Origin of the sequence: Bacillus sp. ES1-5, from assembly GCF_022487605.1 — a bacterium.
In the GTDB taxonomy this organism is placed as follows: Bacteria; Bacillota; Bacilli; order Bacillales; family Bacillaceae_G; genus Bacillus_A; species Bacillus_A wiedmannii.
Window position 1 is genome coordinate 438,235 of record NZ_JAKVPU010000005.1, and the last position, 18,663, is coordinate 456,897.

Here is an 18,663-nt window from a genome sequence, read left to right on the forward strand (position 1 = left end):
TTTTATTGTCATTTTTTATCGGTAAGTCGATATAATTTTATTTACCATGAACAGTGCACCATTTATCGCGCACTATAGTCAATTTCTTTCAACTGACACCGCTTATTAAAGAATGTTTTATATCCAAGCTGTAAGAAGATAATAACAGCAAAGGCAGTGCTTCCGGAAATACCAAGTATAATGGCAATTTGATATTGAATAGCTGTGAACGGTGATACACCAGCTAAGATTTGACCAGTCATCATGCCTGGTAGGCTTATAATTCCCATTCCGACCATGGAGTTGATTGTTGGCAAAATAGCAGAGTCAAAAGCGTCACGTATGAGCGGAGCAGTTGCTTCTTTCGGTGTTGCGCCGAGCATAAGTGCTCCTTCAATTTGACCTCTTTGCGATTTCATATTATTTAAGAACGTATTTGCACCGAGAGAAACACCTGTCATTGCATTTCCGACTAACATTCCCGTAATAGGAACGATATATTGCGGAGCATACCAAGGATCATGCCCGATAATAACAAAGATAAATAGTAGAAGTGGCCCAATTGATCCGGCAACCATGGAAAGAGCGGCTACTCGTTTTAAGTCTTTTGACATCGGGATATTGACTCGTTTATAAATATTAAAAATTGCAAAGGTAGTAATAGAAGTAATGAGAGCAATTGTATAAAATGGATTACTATTTTCAAATACGTATGTAAGGATATATGCAACAAGTACGAGCTGAATCGTCATACGGAATGTCGCGAGCGCAATTTGTTTTTCACGTGGTATTCCTTTTAATTTTACAAGACCTATTAAAATAAGAATAAAAATATATGCAGCGGCAAGTTGCCAAATTTGGAGTTCAATAACGCCCTTCAACTGAGAGCACTTCCTTTCTAGTTGCACCGTTTGTTTTACTAATTTCAATAATATCGTCTGCAATTTCTTCTGGAAGTTGTTGTGAGTGTGTAATGAAGATAACTGTTTTTTTCTTTTCTTTTGCTAGCATAGTAAATTGTTTCATAACGCGGCGTTCTGTATCGCTATCTAGTGCCGAGGTTGGTTCATCTAATAAATAAACAGGTGGATCCATAAGTACGATACGTGCAAAAGCAAGTCGTTGTTTTTCCCCGCCTGATAATGAATCGGCGTTGTCTTCTAAATTTTTTTCTAAGCTAACAGTCGTTAATGCACTTCGCAAGGCATCATCATTTGGAAATGGTTTTTCAGAAAAACGAAGTCCCATTAATAGATTGTCTTTAATCGTTCCATCAAAAATAGGTGGAGTTTGCCCAAGCATGACTACGTCACGTCGTAATTGAATAGGAGGATAATCAGAAATCAGCTTTCCGTTGTATTCAATTGTACCGGATGTTGGAGATTGTAAATCATTTAGCATGCGAAGCAATGTACTTTTTCCGCTCCCACTCTCACCGATAATACATGTGATTTTTTCTTTTTGAATCTGTAAATAAGGAATGTGTAGTATATCTTTATATGTAACGTCTTTTAATATAAACATAGATGGCTCCTTTCTGATTCTAGTTATCCCGCTATTCACCGGGCAGTAAGCCCCCCACCTCAAAATTCAGCGAAAGCAAAGAAGTTAGGTGGGGAATCAACTGCCCGTAAAAGCCCGATTGGTTCAACTAATAATCAGTGGGGGATGAACAAAACCCCCACTGATTAAAGTTTCACTTTATATCGTATCAAAAAAGAGAAGATAACGGTTATAAAGAGCAACGTTTTTTCTTCGTCTTGAGTTCTATTAATAAGTTAAGTAAACGATCTAATTCTTGGCTGAAAGAAATTACTTTATCATGAGTGAATCCGTACTTTTCAACGAGATAGATCAATTCTTTCTTCTTCGCTTCTATTCGATCGTTTAGTTTTGTTAAGTTCATAAGTGAAATGGAATACCTCCTGTAAAAGTATTTACAACATAAAAAATAAGACCGAATGACTTCGGTCTTAAAGGAAATAATAAAACAACTTATAAATAGCATACACTGTTTATCAATAGTTTTTAATATAAAAATGAAAAATAAATCATCATCCATATTGAGAAAGATGTGTCTGATAATTATATTTTAACTCATAAAAGAGACTGCCTATTTAGTAGACAGTCTGTAAAGTATTAACCTTTATGATATTTGTACATCCAAAGAAGACCGGATTTTAATAATCTCGGTACACGTCCCATTAATGGTTGGTTTGCAAGTAAACCAAAGCCGTGCTTCTTACCAAGAGAGCCGAGAACACCTTTTAATTTAATTACAGGTAGTTCGTCAGGAAGTGGTTCATTATTCCAACGTTTTAATAATATTTGGACAATTTGCTCTCCTTGACCTTCAGCAAGTTGGGCAGATGGAGCGTGTGGAAGTGCTGCGCAATCCCCTACAACATACACGTGCTCGTTATTTGGAATATTGTGATATTTTGTTAAAATAACCCGTCCGCTACCATCTTGTTCAACTGGAAGGTTTCGAACAACTTCATTTGCTTGAATACCAGCTGTCCAGACGATTGCATCACATTCAAGTGGTTCATCGTGGTTGTACACAATATTTGGTTCTACTTTTGTAATGTTAGAGTTTCGTATAATAGTAACTTTATGTTTTACGAACCATTCTTCTACGTATCTACTTAATTTCTCTGGATATGGGAATAGAATTCTATCTTTTCGATCAAATAAGTGAATTTTTAAATCAGAACGGCTTTCGCGAAGTTCACTTGCAACTTCAACGCCACTTAATCCAGCGCCAACGACAGCTACTGTTGCGTTTGGTTCTAGACTATTTAATTGTTCATATGTCTTACGTGTTTGTTCAATCGATTGTAGGCTATGTGTATATTCCTTCGCCCCAGGAACGTTATGATATTTATCCTCACAGCCAAGACCGATAATTAAATCATCATATGGGATCGCTTCGCCGCCATCGAGATGAACAGCTTTTTCTTCGAGATCAATATTTGTTATTGTGCCGTATTGAATATTGAGGCGTGGGTGCTCGGGAAACGGTATACGAATATGCGTTTCTGAAATAGTACCCGCAACTAATGCATAATATTCAGTTTTGAAGCAATGATATGGTACTTTGTCGATTAATGTCACTTGTACATCATCTGGAAGTTGGTTGCTTGGAAGTAGCCGCTGCAGAATTCTCATTCCACCGTAGCCGCCACCTAGTATTACGAGGTGTTTCATGATGGATTACCCCTTTTCTGTTGAAATATCCCCTAATCATACAATTTTATATTAATAAAATATTTCGACTTTACTCAATCAAATTATATCGAATTTGTGAACAAATAACAATGCATGAATGAATACTCTGTTGTACAATAAGAAGAAAAGTAAAGTAAACTGTTTTTCCTTTTTAGTTACTATTTCATTGCGAGTAGCATGTTATATAAAATAAGACCATCTACTTTGAAGTGAAATAGTGAAGTAACTAAATAGTTTAGAATGTATAACGAAAACAACAAGAGGCAGCTTAGTTTTCTTCTTAATAGATAGAGTCAGAAGGTAATTTGTTTTGTAGTACAGGGGGGAGAATTTTGATTAAACCATTAATTGAATTTTGTGTAGGTAACCTTGCGAGTGGCTCACAAGCAGCTTTAGAGAAATTAGAAAAAGATCCGAATTTAGATGTAATGGAGTATGGTTGTTTAGGATATTGTGGCATTTGTTTTGAAGGACCGTTTGCACTCGTAAATGGTGAAGTAGTACAAGGTGCTACAGTAGAAGAATTGGTCAATAATGTATATGATTATTTGGATGAAAATCCAATGTTTTAAGGTGTTGCAATCAGCAGCACCCTTTTCTTTTTCTATTAGATAAAATTTCCTTTCGCGGGGGAGGATAATATTGTATATAAATAAAAAAGGCCCTTGTAAAAGGGCTTTTTTCTTACACAATTTGTGCAAGAATGGCTCATCGCCAAATGTTGTAAAATATGAGAAACGGGGGACATTCATATTGTGTTCTAAAAGCGTGCATTTTATACTTAAAATAACAAACTATTTTTGGAGTGAATACAAATGAGCCAATTTTCTTTTACAAAAATGCATGGTCTTGGCAATAGTTATATATATGTAAATATGTTTGAAGAACAAATTCCTGAAGAAAATTTAGTTCTTGTGGCGGAAAAGGTTTCAAATATTAATACTGGTATTGGAGCAGATGGAATGATTTTAATTTGTCCATCTGACGTAGCTCCGGTGAAAATGCGCATGTTTAATAATGATGGTTCAGAAGGAAAGAGCTGTGGTAACGGTTTACGCTGCGTAGCGAAATATGCGTATGAGCATAAACTAGTAGAAGAAACAGTTTTCACAATTGAAACGTTAGCTGGTATTGTAACAGCGGAAGTAACGGTAGAAGAAGGGAAAGTTACATTAGCGAAAATCGATATGGGAGCACCGCGTTTAACTCGTGCAGAAATACCGATGCTTGGTGAAGGTGAAACACCATTTATTCGTGAAAACTTCTTATACAATAATCATCGCTATGCATTTACAGCTGTTTCAATGGGGAATCCGCATGCGGTTATTTTTGTTGATGATGTAGAACAAGCACCTCTTACAACACTTGGTCCAGTCCTAGAGACACATGAAATGTTCCCAGAGCGAGTAAATGTTGAATTCATCGAGATTTTGAATGATGCAGAGATGAACTTCCGCGTTTGGGAACGTGGATCTGGTGTAACACAAGCTTGTGGAACAGGGGCGTGTGCTGCAGTTGTAGCCTCTATTTTAAATGGGAAAATGGAACGTGGTAAGGAAATTATAGTCCATTTAGCTGGTGGCGATTTAATGATTGCATGGACAGAAGAAGGCAATGTATTAATGAAAGGACCAGCAGAAGTAATTTGCCACGGAGTGTATGAGTACAAGATAGAAGCGTAAAGATGTATAATAGAATGAGAACAGAAAGGATGGTGTATTTCATGATTGAAGTAACAGAACAAGCAGCTTTTCAAATTAAAGATATGTTAAAAGATGCTGAAGATGGAGAGAAGTACGTGCGCCTTGCTGTACATGGCGGCGGATGTACTGGCCTTTCTTACGGCTTAGGATTTGAAGTAGAACCAAAAGAAGACGACACAGTTCTTGAGTTTTTCGGTGTTGAATTTGTTATCGATACAGAAAGTGCTCCAATTGTTAAAGGAGTAAAAATTGATTATAAACAATCTATGCTTGGCGGCGGATTTACAATCGATAATCCAAACGCAATCGCATCATGCGGATGTGGATCATCTTTCCGTACAGCGACGAATGCTGGTAAGCCGGAAGAGTGCTAAGTTTTTAGCAGAAATAGAGAAAGACCTTTTTAGCGATGAAATAAAATCGTTAAGGAGGTCTTTTCTTTTGTCGTAAAAAATCAAAAACGTCGCCTTCCCAATTTAGAAACCGACTTTAAGATATGTTGCACAACGAATGTTAAAATCTAATTTATCTTTGCATAGATGCAAGTATCAATTAGTTGTTTGCCGTCAGCTGAAAGATCTTCATTACGTAATGTCCCTTCAAGCTCAAAACCTAGTTTTTCAGGGATTGCACGACTTTTCGTATTATTACGTTCACATCGTATTTCAATCCTTCTAAATTTGAATAACTGAAATCCAAAGTTTATTAACGCATTTACTACTTCTGTCATGTATCCATTTCCACTAAACTGCGTGTTAATCCAGTATCCAATTTCACATTTAGCAACCTTCCAATCAATTGCGTGAAGGCTAGCAGTTCCGATAAAATCATTCGTCTCTTTATGGTAGATAAGGTAGCGAAAGCTTTCTCTTTTCAAAAAATCTATATGTGCATTTCTCAGGAGAATTTCCGTTTCTTCAACAGTAGGAATTGACTGGAATAAAAGCAGCCATTGCTTTAATTCACTAATGGAATCTTTAATAGCTTCGTGTACTATATTCCCTTCACCAGCTTGAAGTGGTGCCCGAAGAATGAGTCTGTCTGTTTCTATTTGTAACGGAACATCTAATAAAATAGGGTTCATATGATTTCACCTCTCGAAAACTTTAAATTAGGACAGAATGAAACGTGGGTAATAAAAAACTTTCAGTCAAAAGCTAGAAAACAATAAGTATATATTCAATCCATCACTTAGAAATCCCTTTTCACATATTGAAAACGAAATCGTTAGTTGGTTGAGTAAGGAATTATTATTTTTCATCTATTTTCTTACGATTGTTGTCTTTTGTATAATTAGAGGTTGGTTTATATGTATAAAGAAGTTTAATGAAGTAGTAGCAACTCATCCAAGTTTAGAGTCCATACTCATTCCAATTAGTGATGGGATGACGGTTTCTAAAGTGAAGAAATAATTATTATCTTACAAAAGTGTAATGTTCATGTCATGTTTTTGAATTTCTTCTTTAAAGCTTAGGCTTTAAGATAACAATATAAGAAAAACACATGAGGTGAAGGAAATGAAAAGATATATTGCACTTTTTAGTATTTTAGTTGTATTTGCAAGCCTATTAGTTGGTTGTGATTTAAATCGTATGGGTAAAGATGAGTATTATGTTCAAATTACAGTAGATGGAAAAGAGTATAATGGTAAATCTGATAATGGTGAGCCGTATAAAAATTACGAATATAAGTTAACTGGATTTGATAAAGAAGGTAAAGAGAAAGAATTAGAATTTACTGCACAAAAAAACTTACGTAAAGATGCATTCCTACGTGTATATCATTCAGATAAAAAAGGTGTATCAGCTTGGGAAGAAGTAAAGAAAGATGAGCTTCCTGCGAAAGTGAAAGAAAAATTAGGTGCAAAATAAGAAAGAAAAAAGGAATTGACGAACAGGGTCAATTCCTTTTTTTATTTTCAAAATCCTCTTCTGAAATGACTGTAAATCCATGTCTTTTGAATAAAGCAGTTGTTACCCCGTAACCAGTTTGTTTATTCCCGTTAAATTTTCCAGTGTAAATTGTAGAACTACCACAAGATGGACTGCGTTCTTTCAAAATAATATATTCTGGGTGTAAATTTTTAATTTGTTCTAGAGCTTTATAAGCACCACTTACGAAGGCCTCTGTGACATCTTCACCGTCTTTTGTCATCACTTTTGCTTTTCCATCCAAAACGTCATCGCCATTCCCACCAATAATTTCAGCTGAGGGACGAGGTGTTGGTAATCCTCCTAATACTTCAGGACAAATGAGGACGGTATCTTCTTTTTGCAGAAGCTCCTCTATTTTTGAAACGAGATTGTCATTGCCGTCATACCGACAAGCGATACCACCTAAACAAGCGCTAATTACGATCATATTGTCACCTCCAAAAAAATTTAAAATATCACGCCAATTTTTCTTCCTGACTCTTACCTATAAATGAGGTGATAAAAATGGGAAGCTTATATAACTTAATGAAACCATATAGTGAATTTCGAAGTAAAGAAGAGTTTAATACATATCAAAGACAAATTTTGAAGTGCTATCGATTTGAATTAAATAAAACGGATACAACCATCATTCATTTTTTAGGGAAGTATGCGGTGAATGAGAAACAGAAAACAGTGGGAGTTGCTTGTCCGTTAATGGAGACGATCGCGACGAATATTGGAAAAAGTATTCGTACAGTACGCCGCTCCATTGCAAAGCTAGAGGAACTAGGAATTATAAAGCGTGTTGCGACAAAAGAAAGACATAAGCGCGGCGGATATAGTGCGAACTTATATGTATTTCTTCCATCTGCAATTGACCGCATGGATGACCGTATGAAACTGTCCGCATGTGAAAGTGATGATCGTGTAGATGGCTGTAGTAAAAATGAGCAAAAAAGTGAAGGGGAAACAATTCTTTTTAAAAACATTCCACAAATAAAAGAGAATAGAAAAGAAACGTACGAACTTGATGAGACGTATTGCCGTCACGATATACCGAAGCCTTTTATATACGCACTTGTGCCAATGACGCGTAATCCGAAAAAGATTAATATATTTTGGAGTAAGGTGGAACTTGCATATAAAAAGAGCGGTTTACTAGAGCAAGGTGTTTTACTGGAGCAAATATTAGCTGATGAAGAAGTGTATGGAAATTTCATTTGGCGAGTAAAGAGTGTTGTGAGAGCGTATAAATACGGGGAAATCCGTAAAAATGTTAAGGCGCTTTTATATAGTACAGTGCGGGATCTATTTTTAGAGGTTGGACTAGAATGGGGAGCAGCTATGAGAAGAAGTAAGGGGATAGCGTTATTTGATCCATTTAAAAAGGAGCCATGCGTATAATACATGACTCCAAGTATCTAGTCGAACTTTCTTACAACTGGAACACGAATCGCTACAAATAGTACGAAGACGATAACAGCAATTGCACCGCTTTTCATAACGGTTACGATTGGAATTCCTATTGCAAGTGCGATGGATGTGAATGCATAAGAGAGCGGGATAAAGCCCATTGATGATAGCATAAGTAAACTCATTACGCGTCCCATCATTTCTTCTTTTACTGTCGATTGAATCATCGCCATAAGCGGAACGATAGCCATTGCAATTGTAATACCATAAAACATGCCAGCTAATAATGCTTGCCAAAGTACGGTACTAAAGTTGATGGATAAGAAGAATACACCAGACAGTAGCATCATGATAATGCAAAATAGACCGCGTCTACGATTAATATTTTTTAAACCGACAATGACAGCGCCTATTGCCATTCCGCCTCCTACAGATGCTTCTAGGTAACTGAACTGGAGCGAGTCACCGTGCAGAACATTTTTAACGAAAAGCGGGAAACCAACTTGCATCGGACCGATTAAAAATAAGTTTAAAAAGGCGCTACAAAGAAGGAAAGTTGAAAGGAATGGTGATTCCTTTACATATAAAATTCCCTCTTTAATAGAAGTGAACATGCCTTTGTCTGTATTTTGCTGTTCTGGCATCGTAAATTGTATTTTTTGAACGAGTATGGCTGCGACGATTAGTAATAAAATCGTGATCGAAAAGATCGTTTCATAGTTCGTAAATTTGATAAGAATTCCGCCAAGTACAGGGCCTAAGATGACCGATGCTTGATTTGACATTTGTGTAAGTGAGTTTGCTTGTGTTAAACGGCTTTTTTCTACAAGTTCAGGCAAGATAGATCCATCAGCTGACCAGAAAAAAGCATCAGCAAGCCCAAAGAATAAAGCGAATAAAGCAAATGTATATAGTGTTACATCACCTACGATGAACCATGTAAGGATGGTTGCGACAAGAATAGCACGAATAATATTAGAATAAAACATAATGTTTTTTTTCGGGAATTTATCAGCTACAGCACCGCCGATAATCATAAAAATAAGCCTTGGAACACTAAGAGCTACGAAAACAACACCGAGTGAAGCCTCAAGGTTTAATGTTTTTGCTATGTACCACGTTTGTGAAAAAGTAAAAAAGGCTAAGGCAAAACTTGAAAAGAGTGTAGCTGCCCAAAGGAAAAGGAAATTCGTATTTTTTAATAACGGTTTCGCATTTTCTTTTAAAGCAGATTTATTTTGTTGTAGTTCCTCCATATTGCTTCCTTTCTATGTGACAAATTTAAACTAAAAAACCTATTAACAATCGTTTTATACAGTTTCTAATATTTCTATACTGCACTTTCTCATTGTAGACAATAATGTTGGGTTTGCACAGTAGCTATTTAACGACAAAAAAGAAGATACCAAATGGTATCTTCTTTTTTGTCGTTCAGGCTAATGCAATATAAATATCTAATTGTACGTTGGTTGGATCTGTTGCTTTTTCATCATAAAGCTCAAAGTCTGTTGTAAAAGCACGTTTGTTTTCTTTTGACCATTGCCAAATATATTCCCAAGCCTCACAAACGACTTCAGCAACTGGTCCTGTTCTCGTTGTAAATACCGCATATGTAGTGGCAGGTATTGTTAAAGTTGTCATATTTTCAGGAACGTCTTCTAATGAAGAAACAGGCATACCGATCGTAAATTGATATGTACCAGTTTCATCTGATTCGTAATTTGAGTAGAACGCGAATGTTTCTTTCGTTTGTTGATTTGGGATGTGATGCATCATTTGTTCTTGGAAGTATTGGTTCCAAAGCCCTGGAATTTTCCCTTCAGTAGATGCCTCTATTTCATTTGTCGTCGTAATCGAAACGCCGATTGCTTGGAAAGCTTCTTTATTTACAATAATAGGATCGTTTATCATTAAAAATTCCTCCCTTTAACTAGAACGTTCGTTCTTGTTTAATATAGCATATTTTTACATGTAACGGTTATTGTTTTTTGAAAATTTTAATCATAAACAACAAACTGAAATGACTAAAAATGGTAGATTTTCTATTGTATGTATGAATAGATTAAAGGATATGTTAAGCTTTTTGTGTATCCTTAAACTGTTATATAGGCCTATACCATAAGGTGTTTTATAGGTTTATATAAGTACCCGATATATATGCTATTTTTGATAAATTAAAATAGTAATATTCTATGAGGTTTGTATTGTTGAAATAGGAATTTCAATGATGCATCTTCGTAGGGCGGGTTGTTGCGAGTGGGTATATTGCTATGTTCCTGACTACTAAATGAGATGGGTACTGAAGTGAAGTAGATGCATAGCAAATATATAGAAAGGAGAGAGGTAGAAAATATGAAAAAAGTGTTGAAATGTTTTAATGTCGTAACGATGATCACACTTCTCCTATCCATCATATTACCTTCACCTAGTGCTTTTGCTACAGAGATAAATAAAAAGAGCTGGGATGAGTTACAAGGAAATGATGTGAGAATTAAGGCAGAGCAAGTGAATGCTGCAATATATAAGGGAGAAGTAGCTGAGAGGGAGCACGTATTTCAATATACGATTGAAAATACGGGAAATACACCAATTCAAGAATTGGTACTTAAACAAAATAATGAAAATGAAATTACGTTCCTTTCGCAATCTGTGAAAGTAAACGGAGAGAAGTTACCTGAAAATAAAGTAGCGGATTTCTATGTAGAGGAAAAAGATAAGGGAGGAAAGCTTCTTTCTTCTAATCTTAAAATTCAAGATTTAAAATCACATAAAAAAATGACTGTGTTAATAAAAGCTAATCGTACGCAGCATTTCAATAAAGAATACAAACAAAAGATTAGTGTGCAAAAAGATCAAGTACAAATAGGAATCATGTCTGTAGATGTTGAAGGGATTCCTTCTGAAGACAAGGTTGAAGCTAATGCCGATGATGAGGCTGACAGTAGTAAGAAAGAAGTCGGGTCACCAGTTGATAATGCAACTAACAAAGCTGATGAAAAACTAAAAGCATCTATGGAAGATAAAAATAAGCGTGTATTAAAAACAGAGATAGAGAAGGAAAAACAACCGGTAGCTAAAGATGAGAAGCAGCTAGAAAAAGAGAAAAAACAATCACCTGTAGCGGCAAAACAGAGTGATACAGAAGTACAAGCTGCATCAGAAAATGCTTCACAGGTTCAAATCCAAACAGGAGATAAGCAAGGATTTGGAGATCCACTGTATTCTACAATTGCTGCTGGTAATTTAGTGCAGACTGGTAATACGACGCTTGGTTTAGTTGATGAGAAGACTCGATATGGTAGACAAAGCCTGGGATATAGGACGGATAAATATACTGTTAATGTCGATAAGGTTGATGGCAACTTTAACTCATCAACAGGTGCATTTCCAAAAATACCTGCTGGAAGTAAAGTGAAAAAGGCGTATTTATTTTGGACAGCGGCTATGGGTTTACCAGGAAATATCGCTGATAGAAAGGTTACCGAGGATCAAGTAAGGCAACCGGTCAAAATAAAAATAGGAAATAAAGGATACTCAGAGGTAAGTGCTGATAGTATACGAAAAGCAGATTATTTGCCGTATATTTCTAATTACTCAGGTAGTGGTGCTGGTTATGTTGCATATGCGGATGTAACAAGTGTAATTGCACAACAAGGGATTTCTCAAACAGTGACAGTTGCTAATGTCCCACAAATTAAAGATGAAACAGGTGGCGGCTACTACTGGGGTAACTGGAATCTTATATTAGTGTATGAAAACTATAAAGAAACCGTAAAAGATATAAAGGTTTGGGAAGGTTTAGTTTCTCAAAAAAGTACAGCTTGGACAGATATTAGTGTTAATAAAATAAACACACCGAAAGAAGGGGCTTTTAAGGCTAAATTTAGTTATTTTTCATCGCAAGGTGATCCTGCTGAAAATGATGGATATGCCTATGATTATGGAGAGTATGACTTTGGATTAGGATATCAAAAGTTTAAAAATATTAACGGTAAAGACAATGATGTTAATGACTCGTCTATGACAGAAGTACAAGTAGATGGTACTAACGAGTTTGTTACAAAAAAATATCCGGGATATAACCCCGATTGGACAAATTCATTTAGTACAGATATTCATACGTATCATCTTGAAGGTCCAAAGCAAGTGAAAAATGATTTAAAAGAAGGAAAAATGCGCTTTAGAGCAAATGGTGGTGGCGGTGACATTTACGTATTAAACAACACCACATTCGTCACAGAACATAATGCGCCAAATTTACAAGTTGATAAAAAGGCATTAGATAGTGCTGGAAAAGAAATTAAGGAAGTTAAAGTTGGCGAAGAAATTACGTACCAAATTGAAGTGAAAAATGATACGAAGAACAATCAAGCACCGGTATCTAATGTAAAAGGATTTGATAAATTAGATAATCGCTTAGAGTATGTTCCGGGATCCATTCAATATGTTACTGGCAGCAATAAAGGACAAAAAACTGATGATGCAAACGATGATGAAGCAGAGTTTGTAAATAATCAAATTGATTTCCGTATTGGTGAAGGGGCAGATGCTAAAGACGGTGGTGTTTTACAGCCTGGTGAAAGTACCACTATTACATTTAAGGTGAAAGTGAAAGAATCTATACAATCAGATACAACAGTGAAAAATACCGTTGTTGTAAAGGGACAAGATAGTGATGATGTAAAGTATGAGAGTGAAGACGATGCAAATATTACGGTTACGACTCCAAAAGAAGTTCCTGGAGAAATAGAAGCGACAAAAATAGCTTCTAACAAAACACCGAGTTTAGGTGATGAGGTAGAGTATCGCATTACTTTTAAAAACACTCTTAAAGATGGACGTCTAGATGTATTGACGATTGAAGACGAATTACCGAGTAGTCTTGAGTTTGTGAAAGATAGTTTGAAAGCAGAAGGTGCAAAACCAGAGCCAGTAGAGCTGAAATTTGAAAATGGCAAAGTAATTGCAAAGTATCCAGAAATTACGGATATGGAAGAAAGAAGTATCGTCTTTAAAACGAAAGTAAAAGAAACTGCAAAAATTGGTGAAGAAATTGTTAATAAAGCAATTGTTAGTGATAAAACAAATCCACCAAAGAATCTAGAAGAAAAGATTACACCACAGCATAAGGCCGGTAAGATTGATGCAAAGAAAAAAGCAACAAATAAGAAGCCGAAGCTAGGAGAAGAATTTGAATATCAAATTAGCTTCAAAAATACGGTGGAAAACGGAAAACTAGAGGCAGTTACAATAGAAGATGAAATTCCAGCTAACTTAGAATTTATTCAAGGCAGTGAGAGAGCTGAAGGTGCTGAACCAAATCCAGTAGAGTTAAAAGTAGAAAATGGTAAGGTAATCGCAAAATATCCAGAAATTACGGATACAAAAGAGCGAAGTATCACTTTTAAAGTGAAAGTAAAAGCAGAAGCAAAAGCAGGAGAAACAATTGTTAATAAAGCAATTGTGGGCGATCCAAATGGTCAGTCTGAGCATCCAGAAGAAAAAATTACGCCAGGTTATAAAGACGGTAAAGTAGACGTGGATAAAAGCGTAACGAATCAAACACCAAAACTAGGAGAAGAAGTGGAGTACCGCATTACATTTCATAATACGGTAGAAAACGGAAAGCTAGAAAAGGTAATGATAGAAGACACGTTGCCTGAAGGTGTTGAATACGTGAAAGATAGTTTGAAAGCAGAAGGTATAAAACCAGAGCCAGTAGAACTAAAAATGGAGAATGGCAAAGTAACTGCAACATATCCAGAAATTACGGATATGGAACAAAGAAGTATTGTTTTTAAAGTGAAAGTAAAAGAGACGGCAAAAGTAGGGGAAGCAATTGTGAACAAAGCAGTTGCAAAAGATCCGAAACATGATCCGGCTGATGCAAAGGTTGTTATTACACCGCAAAGTAAAAAAGGTGAAATTGCGGCTACAAAGGTAGTTAATAATGAAAAGCCGAAGACAGGAGAAGAAATCGAATATCGAATTAGCTTTCATAATACGGTAGAGAACGGAAAACTAGCAGAGGTGCGAGTAGAAGATGCAATTCCAACAGGTCTTGAATATGTAGAAAATAGTATTAAGGCTGAAGGAGAAGCACCGGGGCCAGTAAAATTAACGGTTGAAGCTGGGGTAGTTAAAGCTAAGTATATCGATATTACGGATACGAAAGAAAGAAGTATCGTCTTTAAAGCAAAGGTGAAGGAAGAAGCAAAAATAGGTAAAGAAATCATCAATAAAGCAATTGTTGATGATACGAAAAATCCACCGATTGAGCCGGAGGAAAGAATTACTCCGCAATATAAAGATGGAATAATTGATTTGAAGAAGACAGTAGATAATTCATCACCAAAACTAGGAGAAGAAGTGGAATACCGAATTAGCTTTAAGAATACGGTAGAAAACGGAAAACTAGAAAAGGTAAAAATAGAGGATACAATCCCTAACGGTTTAGAGTATGTAAAAGATAGTGAAAAGGCGGAAGGCGATAAACCAGCTCCAGTAAAGTTACATGTGAAAGATGGAAAAGTTATCGCTGAATACGCAAATATTACGGATACGAAAGAAAGAAGTATCGTCTTTAAAGTAAAGGTGAAAGAAGAAGCGGAAGTAGGCAAGGAAATCGTCAATAAGGCAATTGTTGATGATACGAAAGATCCAACGACTTCAGAAGTAACGATCACGCCAGAATATAAAGACGGTAAGCTGAAAGCTGAGAAGTTTGTAAACAATAAGAAGCCGAAGTTAGGAGAAGAAGTAGAATACCGAATTCGTTTTAAAAATACGGTAGAAAACGGGAAGCTAACTGAGGTTAAAGTAGAAGATGAAATTCCAGCTGGCTTAGAGTATGTGGAGAACAGTTTGAAGGCGGAAGGTTCTAAACCGGGTCCGGTAGAACTGAAAGTGGAAAATGGCAAGGTAATGGCAAAGTATCCAGCAATTACAGATACAAAAGAAAGAAGTATTGCCTTTAAAGTGAAGGTAAAAGAAGAGGCAGAAATAGGTAAGGAAATTGTCAATAAGGCAATCGTAGTAGATACAACAAATGAGCCAGAAAAGCCTCATGTGGTAATTACTCCACAATATAAAGACGGCAAGATTACTGCTCAGAAAGTGGCGAATAATCATAAACCAAAACTAGGAGAAGAAGTAGAATACCGAATTCGTTTTAAAAACACGGTAGAGAACGGAAAACTAGCAGAGGTAAACATAAAGGATACATTACCAGCTGGGTTAGATTATGTGGAGAACAGCGTGAAAGCAGAAGGTTCTAAACCGGAACCAGTAGAGCTACAGGTGAAAAATAACAAGGTAATGGCAAAATATCCAACAATTACAGATACAGAGGAAAGAAGTATTGTCTTTAAAGCGAAGGTAAAAGAAAGCGTAAAAGCAGGAGAAGAAATCGTAAATGAAGCGGTTGTGGATGATACAAAGAATCTGCCAGAAGAGCCTTATGTACCGATTACACCGCAATATAAAGATGGAAAAATTGAAGCGAGAAAAGAAGTAAGTAATCACGAACCGAAGCTAGGCGAAGAAATCGAATATCGAATGACTTTTAATAATACGATGAAGGATGGAAAGCTAGCAGAGGTGAAGATAGAGGATGAAATTCCAGCTGGTTTAGAGTTCGTACAAGGAAGCGAAAAGGCTGAAGGTGAAGAGCCAAAACCAGTGGAGTTGAAAGTAGAAAATGGAAAGGTAATGGCAAAGTATTCAGAGATTACGGATACGAGAGAAAGAAGTATCGTCTTTAAAGTGAAGGTGAAAGATTCAGTTGCAATAGGCAAGGATATTACAAATAAAGCGATTATTCATGTGGATGATCCGAACCATCCTATAACTGAACCGACAGCGAAAATTACACCGCAATATAAAGACGGTAAAATTACTGCTCATAAAAAAGTAAATAATCATAAACCAAAGCTAGGGGAAGAAATCGAATACCGCATTTCATTTAGTAATACGGTGAAAGATGGAAAGCTGGCTGAGGTGAAGATAGAAGATGAAATTCCGTCTGGTTTAGAATTTGTGAAGGATAGTCTAAAAGCAGAAGGTGATAAGCCAGCTCCAGTAGAGTTGAAAGAAGAAGCTGGTAAAATTATCGCAAGATATGAAAACATCACTGATATGAAAGAAAGAAACATTATCTTTAAAGTGAAAGTGAAAGATGATGTGGAAGTGGACAAGGAAATTGTGAATAAAGCGATTGTGGATGACTCACAAAATCCAGTAGAACGACCGGAAGTGGAGATTACACCGGATTATAAAGACGGTAAAGTTAAAGCTGATAAAAAGGTAAGTAAAAAGGATCCAAAGCTAGGAGAAGAAGTAGAGTACCGAATTCGTTTTAAAAATACGGTAGAAAACGGAAAACTAGCAGAGGTGAAAATTGAGGATCAATTACCAACCGGTTTAGAGTATGTGAAAGATAGTTTACAAGCAGAAGGTAATGAACCGAATCCAGTAGAGTTAAAAGAAGAAGCTGGAAAAATTACAGCGAAGTATGAGAATATCACTGATACAGCGGAGCGTAGTATTAACTTTAAGGTGAAAGTAACGGAAGCAGCAAAGGTCGGTAAGACAATCGTGAACAAGGCAATTGTGGATGATCATAATCCAAAGAATCCGCCGCAAAAACCAGAAGCGATTATTACACCGGAGTATAAAGACGGAAAACTAAAAGCTGAGAAAACGGTAAATAACGAAGCTCCAAAATTAGGAGAAGAAGTAGAGTATCGAATTACTTTCCGTAACGTAGTTGAACATGGAAAAGTAGCGAAGGTGAAGATTAAGGATGAATTACCAAGTGGCTTAGAGTTTGTAGAAGGTAGTGAAAGAGCTGAGGGAGAGAATCCGAAACCGTTGCATGTGAAAGTGAAAAACGGGATTGTCCTTGCAGAGTATCCAGAAATTACGGATACGAAAGAAAGAAGCATCGTTTTTAAAGTGAAGGTGAAAGAAAAAGCTAAAGTAGGAGAGGCAATTGTGAATAAGGCGGTTGTGGAAGATACAATACATCCACCAGAGCAACCGAATATCGCTATTAAGCCTCAATATAAAGATGGTGCATTACAAGCAGAAAAAACAGTAAGTAATCATGAACCGAAGTTAGGAGAAGAAATTGAATATCGAATTAGCTTTGAAAATACGGTAGAGAACGGAAAACTAACTGAGGTAAAAGTAGAAGATGAAATTCCAGCTGGTTTAGAATATGTACAAGATAGTATAAAGTCCAATGGGCCGGAACCAAATCCAGTAGAACTTCATGTTGAGAATGGAAAAGTATCAGCAAAGTATCCGGAAATTACAGATACGAAAAAAAGAAGCATCATCTTTAAAGTGCGAGTACAAGAAACGGTACAAGTAGGAAAAGAGATTATAAACAAGGCGATTGTGGATGATAATAATCCGACGACTCCGCCAGTTGAGTCACTTATACCAATTACACCGCAATATAAAGATGGGAAACTAGAGGCAAGGAAAGAAGTAAGTAATCATGAACCGAAGCTAGGAGAAGAAATCGAATATCGAATTACTTTTAACGGCACAGTAGATGGCGGGAAGTTAGTTGATGTGAAAATTGAAGATGAAATTCCAGCTGGTTTAGAATATATGCAAGATAGTTTGAAGGCTGTAGGTGACAAGCCTGCACCAACAGAGCTTACAGTAGAGAATGGAAAAGTAATAGTGAAGTATCCAGATATTATGGATACGAAAGAAAGAAGTATCATTTTTAAAGTGAAGGTAAAAGAAACAGTAAAAGTTGGAGGGGAAATAACAAATAAAGCGATTATTCATGTGGATGATCCGAACCACCCCGTTATGGAACCGACAGCGACAATAAAGCCAGAATATAAAGATGGTAAATTAAAAGCAACGAAGACAGTAAGTAATCCCGAACCGAAGCTAGGAGAGGAAATTGAATACCGAATTAGCTTTGAAAATACGGTAGAAAACGGAAAATTAGCCGTGGTAAAGGTAGAAGATGAAATTCCAGCCGGTTTAGAATATGTGCAAGATAGTCTTAGATTTGAAGGTGCTGAGCCAAATCCAATAGAGTTAAAAATGGAGTTTGGAAAAGTAACTGCTACGTATTTAGACATTATGGATAGAAAAGAACGTAGTATTATTTTTAAAGCGAAGGTAAAAGAAACTGTTAAAAACGGAGAGGAAATTGTGAATAAAGCGATTGTGGAAGATACAACAAACCAGCCGCTTGAACCGACAGTTTCCATTAAGCCGAAGAAACCGGAAGTGAAACCAGATCCGAAAGAACCAAAAGTGAAACCGGAAGACCCGAAAGAACCAGAAGTGAAACCGGAGGATCCGAAAGAACCAGAAGTGAAACCGGAGGATCCGAAAGAACCAGAAGTGAAACCGGAGGATCCGAAAGAACCAGAAGTGAAACCGGA

15 protein-coding genes are annotated in these 18,663 nt (G+C 36.4%); 7 read left to right on the plus strand and 8 right to left on the minus strand.

The features are described from left to right. Nucleotides 1–62: 62 nt before the first annotated feature. The 4 genes from MKO96_RS19150 to MKO96_RS19165 all read right to left on the minus strand — a co-directional run bounded on the left by MKO96_RS19150 (nt 63) and on the right by MKO96_RS19165 (nt 3,189). A complete protein-coding gene (locus MKO96_RS19150; protein WP_240588363.1) occupies nt 63–860 on the minus strand; it encodes an ABC transporter permease in 798 nt (265 codons plus the stop codon). After that, on the minus strand, nt 844–1,503 hold the full coding sequence (locus MKO96_RS19155; protein ID WP_240588364.1) for an ABC transporter ATP-binding protein: 660 nt from the start codon (nt 1,501–1,503) through the stop codon (nt 844–846). The genes MKO96_RS19150 and MKO96_RS19155 overlap by 17 nt, the downstream gene beginning before the upstream one ends. 208 nt (nt 1,504–1,711) lie before the next feature. Next, a complete protein-coding gene (locus MKO96_RS19160) occupies nt 1,712–1,885 on the minus strand; it encodes an aspartyl-phosphate phosphatase Spo0E family protein (RefSeq protein ID WP_001054620.1) in 174 nt (57 codons plus the stop codon). 233 nt (nt 1,886–2,118) lie between these two features. Continuing rightward, the gene (locus MKO96_RS19165; RefSeq protein WP_087982817.1) at nt 2,119–3,189 is read right to left on the minus strand and encodes an NAD(P)/FAD-dependent oxidoreductase; all 1,071 of its coding nucleotides are present in this window, start codon (nt 3,187–3,189) and stop codon (nt 2,119–2,121) included. Between the two features lie 353 nt (nt 3,190–3,542). Between MKO96_RS19165 and MKO96_RS19170 the strand changes: the two genes are divergently transcribed. From MKO96_RS19170 to MKO96_RS19180, 3 genes are all read left to right on the plus strand, one after another. Further along, entirely contained in the window at nt 3,543–3,782 is a 240-nt protein-coding gene (locus MKO96_RS19170; RefSeq protein WP_000595025.1) for a YuzB family protein, read from the plus strand. A gap of 243 nt (nt 3,783–4,025) precedes the next feature. Then, a complete protein-coding gene (gene dapF / locus MKO96_RS19175; RefSeq protein WP_240588365.1) occupies nt 4,026–4,892 on the plus strand; it encodes a diaminopimelate epimerase in 867 nt (288 codons plus the stop codon). 41 nt (nt 4,893–4,933) lie between these two features. After that, a complete protein-coding gene (locus MKO96_RS19180; RefSeq protein WP_000573830.1) occupies nt 4,934–5,287 on the plus strand; it encodes a HesB/IscA family protein in 354 nt (117 codons plus the stop codon). A gap of 146 nt (nt 5,288–5,433) precedes the next feature. On the opposite strand, the gene MKO96_RS19185 is transcribed toward MKO96_RS19180, so the two are convergent. Continuing rightward, nucleotides 5,434–5,997: a GNAT family N-acetyltransferase gene (locus MKO96_RS19185; RefSeq protein WP_240588366.1), complete on the minus strand. Its 564-nt coding sequence runs from the start codon at nt 5,995–5,997 to the stop codon at nt 5,434–5,436. A gap of 190 nt (nt 5,998–6,187) precedes the next feature. On the opposite strand from MKO96_RS19185, the gene MKO96_RS29525 reads away from it, so the two are divergent. Both MKO96_RS29525 and MKO96_RS19190 read left to right on the plus strand, forming a co-directional pair. After that, a complete protein-coding gene (locus MKO96_RS29525) occupies nt 6,188–6,325 on the plus strand; it encodes a methyltransferase (protein ID WP_369294525.1) in 138 nt (45 codons plus the stop codon). A 105-nt stretch (nt 6,326–6,430) separates the two neighbouring features. Then, a complete protein-coding gene (locus tag MKO96_RS19190; RefSeq protein ID WP_131931704.1) occupies nt 6,431–6,784 on the plus strand; it encodes a YxeA family protein in 354 nt (117 codons plus the stop codon). A gap of 28 nt (nt 6,785–6,812) precedes the next feature. On the opposite strand, the gene MKO96_RS19195 is transcribed toward MKO96_RS19190, so the two are convergent. After that, the gene (locus MKO96_RS19195; protein ID WP_240588367.1) at nt 6,813–7,274 is read right to left on the minus strand and encodes a 2-thiouracil desulfurase family protein; all 462 of its coding nucleotides are present in this window, start codon (nt 7,272–7,274) and stop codon (nt 6,813–6,815) included. Nucleotides 7,275–7,351: 77 nt separating this feature from the next. On the opposite strand from MKO96_RS19195, the gene MKO96_RS19200 reads away from it, so the two are divergent. Next, on the plus strand, nt 7,352–8,233 hold the full coding sequence (locus MKO96_RS19200) for a helix-turn-helix domain-containing protein (RefSeq protein WP_240588368.1): 882 nt from the start codon (nt 7,352–7,354) through the stop codon (nt 8,231–8,233). 17 nt (nt 8,234–8,250) lie between these two features. Here MKO96_RS19200 and MKO96_RS19205 read toward each other — a convergent pair whose 3' ends face one another. Then, nucleotides 8,251–9,498, minus strand: coding sequence for an MFS transporter (locus MKO96_RS19205; RefSeq protein WP_046953592.1), 1,248 nt, complete (start codon nt 9,496–9,498; stop codon nt 8,251–8,253). Between the two features lie 175 nt (nt 9,499–9,673). Next, nucleotides 9,674–10,153, minus strand: coding sequence for a GyrI-like domain-containing protein (locus MKO96_RS19210; protein WP_240588369.1), 480 nt, complete (start codon nt 10,151–10,153; stop codon nt 9,674–9,676). Between the two features lie 441 nt (nt 10,154–10,594). Here MKO96_RS19210 and MKO96_RS19215 point away from each other — a divergent pair. Then, a partial coding sequence (locus MKO96_RS19215; RefSeq protein WP_240588370.1) for an isopeptide-forming domain-containing fimbrial protein occupies nt 10,595–18,663 on the plus strand: 8,069 nt, incomplete at its 3' end.

Coding starts and splice junctions, on each gene's coding strand:
- MKO96_RS19165 (WP_087982817.1), bottom strand. CDS start 3,189: ATGAAACACCTCGTAATACTAGGTGGCGGCTACGGTGGAATGAGAATT.
- MKO96_RS19190 (WP_131931704.1), top strand. CDS start 6,431: ATGAAAAGATATATTGCACTTTTTAGTATTTTAGTTGTATTTGCAAGC.
- MKO96_RS19185 (WP_240588366.1), bottom strand. CDS start 5,997: ATGAACCCTATTTTATTAGATGTTCCGTTACAAATAGAAACAGACAGA.
- MKO96_RS19195 (WP_240588367.1), bottom strand. CDS start 7,274: ATGATCGTAATTAGCGCTTGTTTAGGTGGTATCGCTTGTCGGTATGAC.
- MKO96_RS19160 (WP_001054620.1), bottom strand. CDS start 1,885: ATGAACTTAACAAAACTAAACGATCGAATAGAAGCGAAGAAGAAAGAA.
- MKO96_RS19200 (WP_240588368.1), top strand. CDS start 7,352: ATGGGAAGCTTATATAACTTAATGAAACCATATAGTGAATTTCGAAGT.
- MKO96_RS19180 (WP_000573830.1), top strand. CDS start 4,934: ATGATTGAAGTAACAGAACAAGCAGCTTTTCAAATTAAAGATATGTTA.
- MKO96_RS19155 (WP_240588364.1), bottom strand. CDS start 1,503: ATGTTTATATTAAAAGACGTTACATATAAAGATATACTACACATTCCT.
- dapF (WP_240588365.1), top strand. CDS start 4,026: ATGAGCCAATTTTCTTTTACAAAAATGCATGGTCTTGGCAATAGTTAT.
- MKO96_RS19210 (WP_240588369.1), bottom strand. CDS start 10,153: ATGATAAACGATCCTATTATTGTAAATAAAGAAGCTTTCCAAGCAATC.
- MKO96_RS19205 (WP_046953592.1), bottom strand. CDS start 9,498: ATGGAGGAACTACAACAAAATAAATCTGCTTTAAAAGAAAATGCGAAA.